The sequence below is a fragment of the Colwellia sp. SU-HH00943 genome (assembly GCF_057546125.1).
Genome location: NZ_BAAJLW010000003.1, coordinates 314464 through 328395, shown reverse-complemented (window position 1 = coordinate 328395; position 13932 = coordinate 314464). Strand labels below are relative to the sequence as shown.

Here is a 13932-nt window from a genome sequence, read left to right as displayed (position 1 = left end):
GACTGAATTTAATTAAATTAATTCATTCGTGTTAGCCTTTTTATTCTTCATGGTTAAGCGTTTTAAAAAAGGTTTTAATTGCTTGTGTTTCTGCAGCCGTCAACCTAATTCCTAACTGATGCCAGCCTGTATCGTCTATCGCTTGTTCAATAGTTTTTGCGGCACCGTCATGAAAATATGGAGCGGTATTTAAGATATTTCGTAATGAGGGCACTTTAAAAAAATAGTTATCCGCTGGGTTTCCTGTTACCTGTCCGCGACCTTTATCAACTTTATTTGGATAGGCATGTACTATCCCCATTTTCATAAATAATTGCCCTCCTAAAACCGGTCCATTATGGCAAGCTACACAGCCTTTCTCTATAAAGGTAACTAAACCATTTTTCTCTTCCTCACTAATCGCGTCAAGGTTACCAGCTAGAAATTTATCAAACCTATCCTTGGTTATTAATGTACGCTGAAATGAAGCAAGTGCCTTGGCAACATTGTTCATTGTAACTGGTGAAGTGTGATTGGGAAAAGCTTGCTGAAAAAGGATCAGGTAATCTTTATCAATTAGGCGGCTAACTACCTCATGCTCGGAAGTCATGGCCATTTCTTTTGGGTTAAATAGAGGAAATACCGCTTGCTCTTCTAGTGTTTTAGCTCTTCCATCCCAAAACTGGGCGATATGTAAACCGGCATTCCATGTAGTTGGTGCATTACGCGTTCCTGCTTCCCCAAAAGCCCCTATCGAAACAACTAAATTATCAACACCTGCCGCACCATTGATAATATTGTGACAAGAATTACAAGATTGCTCATTATTAATTGATAAAGCTGTTTCAAAATACAGTTTTTTTCCTAATTGAACCTGCTCAGCTGAGTCAGACTCATTATCTGTCATGGCAACAGGCAAAGGCTTAAAATAAATTTGTGCCGTTTCATAAAGTGTTTGGCGAGCATAAACTTGCAAACTAGTGAGTGTAAATAGTAGTAAGAGTATTGTTGAAAGAAATAATTGTTTCATAAGTCGAGTGAATTAGAAATAAAATAGCCAGTACTACCTAAAGGTGGTACTGGCTAATAACGTTAACACTAAATCGAGCCTATTTTAAGTCAAAGCGATCTAATTGCATCACTTTAACCCAAGCATTGACAAAGTCGTTTACGAATTTCTTATCAGCATCATCTGATGCGTAAACCTCAGCAATTGCACGTAATTCAGAGCTTGAGCCAAAAATCAAATCAACTGGCGTTGCTTTCCATTTTAACTTACCTGAAGCACGATCATGACCTTGATAAATGCCCGCTGTAGACTTATCTTTTGTCCATACGGTGGACATATCTAATAAATTAACAAAGAAGTCATTAGTCAATGTTCCTGGCTTAGTAGTAAGTACCCCATATGATGAACCATCATAGTTAGCATCAAGAGAGCGCATACCACCAACAAGTACCGTCATTTCAGGTACATTCAAACCAAGCATGTTGGCTTTATCTACTAGCATTTCAGCTGGAGACATATAACTCTCTTGTGAATAGTAGTTACGGAAACCATCTGCTTTTGGTTTTAAGTAATTAAAAGACTGAATATCTGTTTGCGCTTGGCTAGCATCAGCTCGCCCCGGTACAAAAGGAACTTCTACAGAACTACCTGCTTGCTTAGCAGCCTTTTCGATTGCTGCTGCACCACCTAATACAATTAAGTCAGCCAGTGAAACCTGTCTTTTAGATGACTTTTTGTTGTATTTTTTCTGAATAGCTTCAAGTTTATCTAAAACCTTATTTAACTCTTTAGGGTTATTAGATTCCCAGCTATTTTGCGGTTCAAGGTTAATACGAGCACCATTTACCCCGCCACGCATGTCTGTTACACGATGACTAGACGCTGCAGCCCAAGCTGTTCTTACTAACTCAGAGGTAGTTAAACCAGATTTAAGAATTTGCTTCTTAAGGTTTTTAATATCTTTACTAGTTACAAGCTTATGCTTAACCTCAGGAATTGGATCCTGCCATGATAAAATTTCGCTTGGTACTTCTTTACCTACATATCGAGCTCGAGGCCCCATGTCGCGGTGAGTTAATTTAAACCAAGCTTTAGCAAAAGCTTTATCAAACTCTTTAGGATCGGCTCTAAAGCGTTCAACAACTGCTCTAAAACTAGGATCTTCTTTTAAGGCAATATCTGTTGTAAACATAATAGGCGCATGACGCTTATTTGGAATATGCGCATCAGGGACTAAATTTGCAGCAGCCTTATTATCAGGTATCCATTGTTTTGCACCTGCTGGGCTTTTAGTAAGTACCCAGTTGAAGTTCATTAAGTTATCAAGATAATTTGAAGACCATTGAGTTGGTGTAACCGTCCAAGCACCTTCTAAACCACTAGTAATAGTATCGGCACCAACACCAGTGCCACATTTGTTCTTCCAACCTAAACCTTGCTCTTCAATAGCTGCAGCTGCAGGCTCTTTGCCAACACATTCGCTAGGCTTTTTAGCACCATGCGCTTTACCTAACGTATGTCCACCAGCAATCAAAGCAACAATTTCTTCATCATTCATTGCCATACGGCCAAAAGACATTCTAATATCTTCTGCAGCCAATAACGGATCAGGTTTGCCATGTGGTCCTTCTGGATTGACATAAATCAGGCCCATCTCTACAGCAGCAAGTGGCCCTTTTAGTTTGCCTTTATTATCTCTACGCTCATCAGCAAGCATATTCGTTTCTGGTCCCCAGTAAACTAAATCTGGTTCCCAATCATCAGATCTACCGCCTGCAAAACCGAAGGTTTTAAATCCCATCGACTCTAATGCAACATTACCGGCAAGCACCATTAAGTCAGCCCAAGAGATTTTACGTCCGTATTTTTGTTTAACCGGCCATAATAATCTACGTGCTTTGTCTAAATTCGCATTGTCTGGCCAGCTATTTAAAGGGTCAAAACGCTGTTGACCACCCGATGCGCCACCTCTACCATCATGTACACGATATACACCGGCACTATGCCATGCCATGCGAATCATAAGCGGACCATAGTGTCCCCAATCTGCGGGCCACCAAGTTTTTGAATCAGTAAGTGTTGTTTCAATATCTTTTTTAAGCTTATTAATATCTAAACTTGCAAACTCTTTAGGGTAATTAAACTTTTCTCCATAAGGGTTTGACTCTGCGCCATGTTGTCGTAATGGACTTAAATTAAGTTGATCAGGCCACCAAAATTGATTTGTTTTAGCAGCGCCTTGCGCTAACACCGAGGTAGGTGTCACTAATGTTGATAGTGCAAATGATATTGCTGCAGCAATAGGGAGTGTTTTGTTAAACATTTTTTTATTCCTCTTACCTGTGTTTATTAACTTTAATTAACTTCATGTTAACTATAGGAAAGGATTATTTTTTTTTAAAGTTGATTAAATAAAACATAATGTTCAATTTTTTTGATGGTACAGGTACAGTTTTTTTGATTAATATATAACTTATAATTAATTAAATGATATTTAGAATGATTTCTTTAAAACAACTACACTACGCACTTGCTATTGAAAAAACATTACACTTCAAGAAAGCAGCTGAGGCTTGCCACGTATCTCAGTCAGCATTAAGTACATCTATTAATGAACTTGAAAAACAATTAGGCGTAATAATTTTTGAGCGTAATAATAAGCAAGTTCTGGTAACAAACAAAGGGCAAGTCATTTTAAATAAAGCTAAAAAAGTAAAGCTTGAATTAGACGAACTTCTTCAAGTAGCTCATATCGATAAAAAGCCTTTTAGCAGTCCTCTTACCATAGGAGTAATACCCACCATTGGGCCTTACCTTTTACCTAAAGTTTTGCCAGAGGTTAGAAAACAATATCCAAACTTTAAATTGAGGATCATTGAAGAACAATCTCACTCCTTAGTAGAAAAGGTAAAATCTGGAAATATAGATGCTGCCATACTTGCCCTACCTTACCCAATTGAAGGGTTGATAAGCTTTGATTTTTGGCAAGAGGATTTTTATTGGGTTTGCCATAAAGATGAATGCCCAACTAAGACACAAGAAATTACCAGCGAAGAGTTGGAAATTGATAAGTTAATGCTATTAAAAGATGGTCATTGTTTAAAAGAGCATATTTCAGCCGCCTGTCAATTACAGAGTAAAAAGCAAGATACTGATTTTGATTCAGCCAGTTTGCATACATTAATTCAAATGGTTGCAGGAAAGCTAGGCACAACACTGGTGCCACAAATGGCTTTAGATCAATTAATCAATAATGAATCCGAATTAAGAGCAATTCATTTAAATGAACCTGGCCCTCACAGAACAATCGCTATTGTTATTAGACCTAATTACGTTCGAACAAATGAATTAACCACACTCAAAAACATTTTCACAGAACAATTAAACAGCAAATGCGACAAAGCTTAAAGTTTAAAGATAGATATTATTAAATTTTTTAAAATGTTGTTATTTACTTAATTAAATTTACTGAACAATATAATTACTACGGTGATCAATATTGTAAATCACAAGCATAATGAATAATTCCCTTGTCATCTTTTATGTTCTAATTAACAAAATAAATGAGGGAAACAAATGCTATTGCGATTGTTTTTAAGTAAATTAAAAACCAAATAATCTATAATATTTTCATGATGTTATGAACGCATCCTGATGGAGTAAAAATTATTAAATGTTTATTTTAATGCCCTCATTGCAGTGAAGGTATTAACCTTTCTTTTCAACATACAAATAAAATGCAGGTAATCCTTGATCTAAACCACTTTCATCCTGTTGATTATCAAACCAAGCTTTAACATCCAACTCTCCCTTAGATAAGGTTGTTTCAAAAGTAACTGACGTTGCACCTTCTACAACAGCCATAGTGAAAAACTTATCATTAAGCTGTAAATGCGCGTAACGTCTATTTATCACCTTTTCAGCAGGAATATCATGCAAAAATAGTGTCATAGAATAAATACCATTTTTGGCTACTTTTAAGGCCCATGGTGATACAATAAACTTCTCTTCATCACCAACCCAACCGTGACCTTTTCCCCATTTATCATCACCAAAACCCGGCCACCAAGGTACTTGACTAGTATTTGGAGATAACCAATCCATCGCTGTTAATCTAGAAGGGTTTTCATATTCTGAACCAATAATAGGTCGAGTCGTTGGTGTACCTTTACTAGTAACATGAACCCACCAATTTTCATAAGCATTTGCCATTTCTTTTATACGTTGTGGATTTAATGCGCTGATATCATTTTCTTGCGACGGATCTTCGGTCAAATTAAATAGTTCAACACCGCCTGTTTCAATTGCATGAACGTAACGCCAATTACCTTGCATAACTGCATAAGGACGCTGTGGGTTAGGGTTTAGTACTCGTTGATTTGTCACTACCAAGGTTCTTTTAGGTAAGGTCGTTGCATCTTTCAGTGCGGGAACAAGAGAAATACCGTCAGTGTCAATATTTTTGCCATCAATACCAACAAGGTCAAGTAAAGTAGGTAGTACATCAATATGAGCAGTTAGGTCACTAATGTCAGTTGGCTGACCTAAATTTCCATTAGGCCAGTGAATAAATAGGGGAACACGATGTCCTCCATCATACGTTGAGCCTTTACCTTCACGTAAATGACTATTTAAACTATTAAGTTTTATCCCTGTGTTGCCTTCGATTACTAATTTAACTTCATCAGATAATCGACTAAGGGGTTCGCCATTACTTCTTGCGGCCATTGATGAGCCATTATCGGTCAGGAGGATGAAGATAGTGTCACCTTCAATTTTGTGGTCTCGAATTGCTTGACGAAGGCGTGCAACATTATCATCAATATTAGTTATCATGCCATAAAACTTCGCTAAATCATCTTCTAGACCTAACATTCTGTATGGCTCTATGTATTTTTCAGGAGCACGCCAAGGAACATGAGGCGCATTAGTTGATAAATATAAAAAAAAGGGTGCATCTTTTTTGGTTTGTTGATGAATGAAATCTATTGCTTCATCAAACCAAATATCAGTTGCAAAACCATTATATTTTTTCTCTTGTCCATTAAGAAAATAGGTATCGTCAAACTGGTCATTTCCCCAGTAATCTGGCGCTTGCCCAACACCGCCTCCTCCATGACTTAATACATGTTCAAAGCCTTGGTCTTGCGGTCTAAATGGGTAATTTTCACCCAAGTGCCACTTGCCAATCATAGCGGTGTTATAACCGTTATCCTTTAATATTTCTGGCAATATATAATGTTCATTGTTAAGCATATGGCGTCCCATTACCGTATGCCAAACACCAGCTCGAAGCGAATACTGTCCACTCATTAAAGCAGCGCGTGTAGGAGAACAAGTTGGGTCGACATGAAAATTAGTAAACCGATGACTTTCTGAAGCAAGTTCTTCAATATTCGGCGTTTTCACAATGGGGTTATCGTACATGCCAAAATCTCCATAACCTTGATCATCAGTCATGATTAATACGATATTAGGTTTTGAGATTTCTGTATCAACAGGTAAAGAATTAAGAGTACCCTTACGAGTATCATTAACCCAAGAATTTCTATTATTGTCACAACTTGATAGTGAAACAACTAAAGTCGCACTAAAAATTAACCTTAGAATAGATCTCGTTACATTCTGCACTACTCTTCTCCTGAATAATTTTTTTGTCATAGATTAATGATTAATCTATGACAAACTCAAAACTCGAAACAATTATTGCTAACGCTATAGGGCTTCAGTGAATAGATTGTTAAAACCGGTTATCGACTTGAACCTCGGGATTTAATTTCATTTAATTTTGCTAACAAATCTTGTACTTTGTGAGGATGTGAACTAGCAACATTAATTGATTCACGAGGATCTTCTTTTAAGTTATATAACTGCACACCTAATGCGCCTTTACTAAAAGTTTCCCTTGCTGGCTGAGTGAATCCTCCTGAGCCTAAACCATCAATTAGCTTCCAATCACCCTCTCTTATCGCAAACATACCATCTAAAGCGTGATGTATCATTGGAGCTCTTGTTTGTTGATTTTTAGGATTGTGTAATAATGTCGGTAATATATTAAAGCTATCAGGCCCTTCATCATCGGCTAATTGAATATCGGCTACAGCGGCAAAAGTCGCCATTAAATCAGCTAAAGTAACTTGTTGATCTGATGTAATATTTGCTGGAATGTTATCTGGCCACGTTACGATTAGAGGCACGCGATGACCACCTTCATATATGTCTGCTTTTTGACCTCTGAAAGCGCCATTTGCCAAATGTTTGTATTTTTTGATATCACTGGCTTTCCAATGAGCGCCATTATCAGACGTAAAAACAATGATGGTATTTTCATCCATCCCTGTTGATTTAAGTGTCGCCTTAATTTGACCTACTACATCATCAACTTGAACGGCAAAGTCACCGTAATATCCTGCTTTGCTTGTCCCTATAAACTCATCAGTTGGTAACCATGGTGTATGAGGAGCTGTTAATGGGAAATATAAGAAAAATGGTTTACCGTCTGTTGATTGACTTCGTGATTTTATATAGTCAATTGCTTTGTTGGTAATAGTCGGTAGTACTTCTTTGTGAACAAAACCTTCAGCAACCTCTCCTCTTCGCCAAAAACCTTCACCCCCTAAACGACGTTGCTCGCTTGAATTAATTAAACGACCATCTATAGCACGGTAAGGCTTTTCATTTTCAATATAAAGGTAAGGCTTCATGTCTAAACTAGCCGGAATACCAAAGAAATAGTCGAATCCAACAGCATTAGGACCTGGACTCAAATGACCATAACCACCGCCTATACGCTGTGGTTTATCAGTTTCTTTAAGATAGTAATCTGGCTCTAAGAACCCTAAACCTATATGCCACTTCCCTATAGCTGAAGTATGGTACCCTTTCTTTTTCAAGATAGAGGGTATTGTCGCTCGGTCAGTTTCAATTAATAAAGGTGAGTACCCCCACAATACGCCAGACTTAAGAGAAGAGCGCCATGCATATCGACCAGTTAGTAATGAGTAACGTGTTGGAGTACATACCGACGAAGGAGTATGCGCATCAGTAAAACGCATACCTTCATTAGCCAATTGATCCAAGTTTTTTGTGGGTATAGCACTTTTACTATTATAAGCACCTATGTCTCCAAACCCCATATCATCAGCAAGTATCACAATTATATTCGGCAATTTTTTTTCTGTTTCGGTAGAAGAAGACCCACCTGCACTGGCAAATTGATTAACGCCAAATGCGAATAAAGTTGTGGTAAATAAAACAATGGATGTAAGAAATTTATTCAATTTATTATCCTTAAATTTATATAACGCAAAAAGCTAAAGTAATGAAAATTAATCAAGTAAATTAATCTCTAAATGTTGCTCTTGTTGATTTCTCATAATCACCACTTCTAAGTGCCCACGCCATTTTCTAGAGCGGTATGAGGTTAATAAATCACTAATGGCTACAATCTTATCTACACCGCCAAATTCAGTATCTATAACACGCAGGATCACATCACCTTTCTTTAATCCGCCTAATTCAGCTTTACCGTTAGGCACAATATCTATAATTAGCGCACCTGCAATTTCTGGAATACCTAAGGCAGATTGCTCACCAAGAGTGGTAACAGACTTAAAGGTAGCGCCAAATAAATCCATTTCGTTAGAGTTAGATGCATCATTATTATTGAGGTATAAATTAGGGAATTCAGGTTTTTCAGCCTTAACCTTTAAGTGTTCACTTTTTACACCAAATTCATCCATAGAAAAGTTTTTAAAGCCTATCGTAAGGGCCAATGATTCTTTACTCACTTGGTAATTGCCATTTTCAGGGTCTATAAATAATGGTTCGCCAAATACAGAGTTCTCATCCAGTCCTAATTTTTGTGCTTTTAATAACGCTTGCTCAGTAGTGAAAAAGTTTTTATCAATTTCATTACCCCAAAAATTATTCAGAATAGGTTTATGGCTTGCTAATATGATGTTGTGGCGGAAAGTATCATCGCTGTTTTCAAACCATACATGTGGATGGAATGAGTTATTTAAGATGATGTTATTTTCAACGGTACGGTTAAAACCCTCTCTGAGTTTTAAACCGCCACTTAAGGCAACATTATTATAAATTTCATAGTTTGAAGAGCCATCATCTAAGTCAATATCCCAACCATGATCACACTGAAAACGGTTGTTTCTGATAATGATTGGGCTAAGAACATCCGCTTTATATAAGTCTGGATGTGTTTTAGCTAACTTATCCATTTCAGGGCGAGTTGGGTGCCAAAAACGGTCTCTGCCCCATGAGTTAAATGCGCCATGATCGCCTGTTTCTAACACGGTTTCAAAAACATCATTATATTCAAGAATATGACCGCCCCATGTGCCTTCACTGACGTTGATACCTGCACGAGGTACACGATAAATAGAGTTATGGCTAACGGTGATATCTGATGACATTGATAACTGCACACCAGCCACTTGTTTTTCAACTTGTCCTATATCGTGAATTAAATTATCAGTAGCAATGGATTTTGAAGGATAGTTTTCATTTTTAGGACCAAGCTCCATGTCCATATCATCAAGCTCTACAAATTCATGATATTCAAAACTTGGTGATCTAACCGCTGTTGCACTACCGACAAAGCTAATGGCACTCGCGCCAATATCAAATACTTCATTGCTAGCAATTCTGGCATTACGGTTGTAATTACTGACAAATATTGCATTGCCTCCTAAGTTATGAAAAATATTTTTGATAACACTGATATTCTCAGTACCGTCCATTAAAATGGCGCCTCCACGATATATAGCCCAATCGCTGCGCAAAAGTGGCTCGTTAGTTTTCATAAACGTTTGTTTGGTTTTCGTGAAGGTTAATCCTTGAATAGTGATATGTTTTACCGGATTTGTTGAATCACCTTGAAGTTCGATTAAGTGATCAAGTTGAGATATTTCAACTTGGCTATTGGCTAAATCCATGCCTTGAGGGGGATAAAAATATAGCGTTAATGTGTCTTTATCAAAATACCATTCACCAGGGGCATCTAATTCTTCAAAAATATTTTCTACATAACGGTATTTCTTATGTAATGGTGAATAGCGGTTATTTTGAAAGCCGCCATTGAGCTTGAGTTCACCTTTGTCATCAACGCCCTCAATTTGGTAATGCATACCGCCCCAACGACCTTCATGGAGAGCATGAACGAAACCACCAACAGGGTTTTTCCACGTTGCGATGCGCTCTGGTGAAATTGCATCAGCACCATAGCCATTGAAAACCTGCACTGAAGCGTCAAAATTTGGATATCGTGCACTGATTTGCTTAGCACCATTAATATATAATTGGTCTATGTTTTCTACTGAAAGCTGTGCTTTCATGATTTGGTTATGAGGTTGCCAGTCTAGATTTACTAGAGTAGCAGCGCTTAACGTTACCTTGCCATTATCTTCTGCGCTAATGATAAACGGCTGTTCTTTTGTTCCCGAAAATTCTGGGCCTAGAATGATAGGTTTTGTTAAATAATAAACACCTGAACTAAGTTGTATTTCTACACTTTTATTTTTAGATAATAATGTTTTAGCTTTTAACAAAGCGTTTTCTAAACTAAAGCCATTTTGTTTTACTTGTCCTTCAGGATAAACAATCAATAATTCTGGACTATTAGCCGCAGAAGTAGCTTTATGATGGGCATTTTCATGAACTGGTGAACAAGAAAATAAAAAGAGGCTTACAATAAATATATAGATACGCATCGACTACACCTAGAAAATTTGGATGTCATTAAATAGAGAAAGAAAAAGGAGATAGCGCTAAAAGCTATCTCCCGAGCTATGTTTTAAAGTGTTCAAGCCACCTTAAAATGCTGCTCTAACGCCAAGGGTGAAACGACTGCCAACATCTTCTAAACCTCTATTTACATTTAAAGAGTTAGTTTGAACTAGCACTTCATTAGTTAAGTTCAGTGCTTCAAAATTGATAGAGATGTTCTCAGTGATGTTGTAGCTTGCTGAGAAGTCTAACTGAGAGTACTCATTGGTAAATGAACCGTCACCAAAATAGTTAGTACCATTATTTACAAACTTATCGCGGTAGTTATAAGCTAAACGAGCGCCAAAAGATTCATTCTCATAGTAAGCAACCATGTTATAACTAGTCTCAGACAAACCATCTAAGGTGAGTAATGGGCCATCTTCAGCAGTCTGAATTTTATCAGCGTGTACCACTGTAAAGTTAGCCATAAAGCCTAACCCCTCAACAATTATGTCAAGTGGTTGTTGCCAGTTTACTTCAAAACCATACATGTCAGATCCTTTACCGTTATCAGGTAAGAATCGAGTAAATGTATCTGTTACTGGGTTATTACCATCTAAATCAGTATAAGTAACTTGCTCTGGTTGCGTAGAAGATACGACAAACGAGTCGATAAATTTAACAAATGGAGATACTGAAAGCATACCTGCTTCTTCAAAGTACCATTCAAATGACAAGTCAATTTGATCTGCTAAGTAAGGATCTACATTTGGATTGCTTGATTTGATTGTTTTAATATTTACATCAATTGTTGTTGCAGGTGATAATACTGCTAAATCAGGGCGAGACATCACACGTGCAGCACCAAAACGAACGACTACATCGTCAGATACATCGTATGCTAAGTTAAAGCTTGGTAAAACTTCAGTGTATGAACGACTCACTGAGCTTTCAGAAGAGTCTACGAAAGTTTGCGCACCACCTTGACCAAATCTAATGGTTGAAAAATCAGGAATATTACCACTAGACTCTTGATCAGTTGACACAACACGAATACCAAAATTACCATTGAGCCTATCTTCAGCACCGCTAAAACTTAATTTTGCATAACCAGAAAATACGTCTTCTTCAACATCAATAACACGTGAGCCGCCTTCGGTAATTGTTCCAGCTGCAACTAATTCTGCTAATGAAACATACTCTAATAAAGTATCTACATCACCGGTGAGCCATTGTGATGGAAAGTTTTTAACGCCATCATAGCCATCCAAGAAATTGCTAGGATTATATTCCGACATATATTTACTGGCATTAAAACTACCACCCTCAATATTTGGGTTAAAAGTTTCACCTAAAAGACCAGCTAGGGCTTCAGCACTAACACCTAGATTACGAAAGCCATTGTATTTAGAACGAGAGCTATACTTAGCACCAAACTCTAAATTATAAAAAGTGAAGTCTTTCCCTATATTCCACTCAATACCATGATCAATATCAATTCTCAAATCGATATTCTCATCTTCTATTGGTTGGTCAAGACGCCCATTAACACCAAGTGAGTTAAAGTTATTTCCATCTAAGTGATCAAAACCTGGTGCATATTCCACTTGCGGAATACCGGCATAATCCTGACTAAAATCATATGATGCATTAGCTCGACCTATAACAGCGTGTGCAAGATTTGTAACGAGATTTTCCGATTTTGCATAAGATAGTTCCACGCTAATAGCCCAATCATCACTAAGTTGATAGTCTGTACCTAAAGAAAGTGATGTTAAGGTATCATTTGAGTCTGTGGTTCTAGCATTGTTACGATTATCAACGCCATTAATACCTAAACGTTCGATCAAATCACCTGAAATTTGGCTATCGTAAACTGATCCGCCTGCAACAACATTAGTCCAACGGAATGAATTTAATGGCAATGCACCAACAATATCAAATTCTGAATAAAGCCCCTCTAACCAAATATCTATATTATCTGATGGACGCCATTGAGCTGTAGCCAAAAAAGTTGCTCTTTCACGCTCTTCTTGTAGTGGAGAAAAGTTTGTCGCATGATCAAATTGATATCTTGAGTCATCAATTATACCATTTAAATCATAATCTAACCCTTTACTTGACTCGGTAGCTGGCTCTAAACCGAAAGCTTCATAAATATGAGACTCAACAGTACGTGAATCATAATGAGCACCTAAGGTAATACCAAAACTATTATCTTCATTTACATTAGTGTAAAGCACAGATAAATCAGGTGAAGTTTCACCGGAGTTTTCTTCATGTACTGCTTTAATATTCGTTACAAAGGAGTCTTTACCTAAATCAAGAGGTCTAGGTGTTTTTACATTGACTGTACCTGATAGTGCCCCTTCTTCCATGTCTGCTGAAGGTGTTTTATACACTTCTAGTGCACTAACAAAATCTGAAGGTAAAATAGTAAAGTCAAAACTACGACCACCTGTTGCAGAAGGTAATGTTCTCCCGTTAAATTGAATTCGAGTGAACGCAGGGCTTAAGCCTCTAATGCTTACATCGTCCCCTTCACCTCTATTTCTTGATATCTGTACACCACTGATGCGTTGTAATGATTCAGCTAAATTTTGATCCGGAAATTTACCAATGTCTTCCGCTGATATCACATCAGCAACTACATCTAAAGAACGCTTTACTTCAGTCGCCTTAGCTAAACTACCTCGAATACCAGTAACGGTTATTTTCTCAATCTCACTATCTGCTTCATTAGCTAAGTTAGCTTCTTCTGCACCTGATGCAGATGAGAACAATATTGCAAATATAGATGCTAACGCTGTTTTTTGTGACTTCATCTCTTGTTTCCCCAAACTATTGTTAGTAGCTTCTTTCACCAAACGTGGTTTAATTAAAAAAGCTTTGTTGTTTGAGAGTTCCCCATCAAGGTTGCTACCTTTAAGTAGCACATCAAGTGCTTGTTGCACGTTAAAGTAGCCTTGAACAGAGTTCCCTTTCTTATTTTCGACAAGGTCATAAGGGAATAGAAATGATATCTTGCTGATATCTGAGAGAGTATTAAGTGATTTATCTAAAGATTGAGCGGGAATATTAAATTCATATTTTCCGTTTATCTTTGGATGCTCATTAGCTTTAACTATACATGTTAAGCTAAAGAAACTTAATAATCCAAAAACTATTAGCATCTTATTAACCTGCCTATTAATAAGATGCTCAAGAAAACTAAATCT

At 37.3% G+C, this 13932-nt stretch carries 7 protein-coding genes; 1 reads left to right on the top strand and 6 read right to left on the bottom strand.

Annotated elements, in window-relative coordinates; all coding sequences use genetic code 11:
• Positions 1-40: 40 nt before the first annotated feature.
• Together AC27GZ_RS09860 and katG are read right to left on the bottom strand one after the other, a co-directional pair.
• The gene (locus AC27GZ_RS09860; protein WP_487094799.1) at positions 41-1009 is read right to left on the bottom strand and encodes a cytochrome-c peroxidase; all 969 of its coding nucleotides are present in this window, start codon (positions 1007-1009) and stop codon (positions 41-43) included.
• A 79-nt stretch (positions 1010-1088) separates the two neighbouring features.
• Entirely contained in the window at positions 1089-3311 is a 2223-nt protein-coding gene (gene katG / locus AC27GZ_RS09855; RefSeq protein WP_487094798.1) for a catalase/peroxidase HPI, read from the bottom strand.
• Positions 3312-3487: 176 nt separating this feature from the next.
• Here katG and AC27GZ_RS09850 point away from each other — a divergent pair, with 176 nt between their 5' ends.
• Positions 3488-4396, top strand: coding sequence for a LysR substrate-binding domain-containing protein (locus AC27GZ_RS09850; protein WP_487094797.1), 909 nt, complete (start codon positions 3488-3490; stop codon positions 4394-4396).
• A gap of 300 nt (positions 4397-4696) precedes the next feature.
• Here the strand turns inward: AC27GZ_RS09850 and AC27GZ_RS09845 are convergent, their stop codons facing one another.
• The 4 genes from AC27GZ_RS09845 to AC27GZ_RS09830 all read right to left on the bottom strand — a co-directional run bounded on the left by AC27GZ_RS09845 (position 4697) and on the right by AC27GZ_RS09830 (position 13887).
• Complete coding sequence (locus AC27GZ_RS09845; protein ID WP_487094796.1) at positions 4697-6619, bottom strand: arylsulfatase; 1923 nt, start codon at positions 6617-6619, stop codon at positions 4697-4699.
• A gap of 119 nt (positions 6620-6738) precedes the next feature.
• Positions 6739-8268 carry a sulfatase family protein gene (locus AC27GZ_RS09840; protein ID WP_487094795.1) on the bottom strand — a complete coding sequence of 510 codons (1530 nt, stop codon included), beginning with the start codon at positions 8266-8268 and terminating at the stop codon, positions 6739-6741.
• A gap of 48 nt (positions 8269-8316) precedes the next feature.
• Positions 8317-10716 (bottom strand): right-handed parallel beta-helix repeat-containing protein, encoded by a 2400-nt coding sequence (locus tag AC27GZ_RS09835; RefSeq protein WP_487094794.1) that lies wholly within the window; start codon positions 10714-10716, stop codon positions 8317-8319.
• Positions 10717-10818: 102 nt separating this feature from the next.
• Complete coding sequence (locus tag AC27GZ_RS09830) at positions 10819-13887, bottom strand: TonB-dependent receptor (RefSeq protein WP_487094793.1); 3069 nt, start codon at positions 13885-13887, stop codon at positions 10819-10821.
• Positions 13888-13932 lie beyond the last annotated feature (45 nt).

Coding starts and splice junctions, on each gene's coding strand:
- AC27GZ_RS09835 (WP_487094794.1), bottom strand. CDS start 10,716: ATGCGTATCTATATATTTATTGTAAGCCTCTTTTTATTTTCTTGTTCA.
- katG (WP_487094798.1), bottom strand. CDS start 3,311: ATGTTTAACAAAACACTCCCTATTGCTGCAGCAATATCATTTGCACTA.
- AC27GZ_RS09860 (WP_487094799.1), bottom strand. CDS start 1,009: ATGAAACAATTATTTCTTTCAACAATACTCTTACTACTATTTACACTC.
- AC27GZ_RS09830 (WP_487094793.1), bottom strand. CDS start 13,887: ATGCTAATAGTTTTTGGATTATTAAGTTTCTTTAGCTTAACATGTATA.
- AC27GZ_RS09850 (WP_487094797.1), top strand. CDS start 3,488: ATGATTTCTTTAAAACAACTACACTACGCACTTGCTATTGAAAAAACA.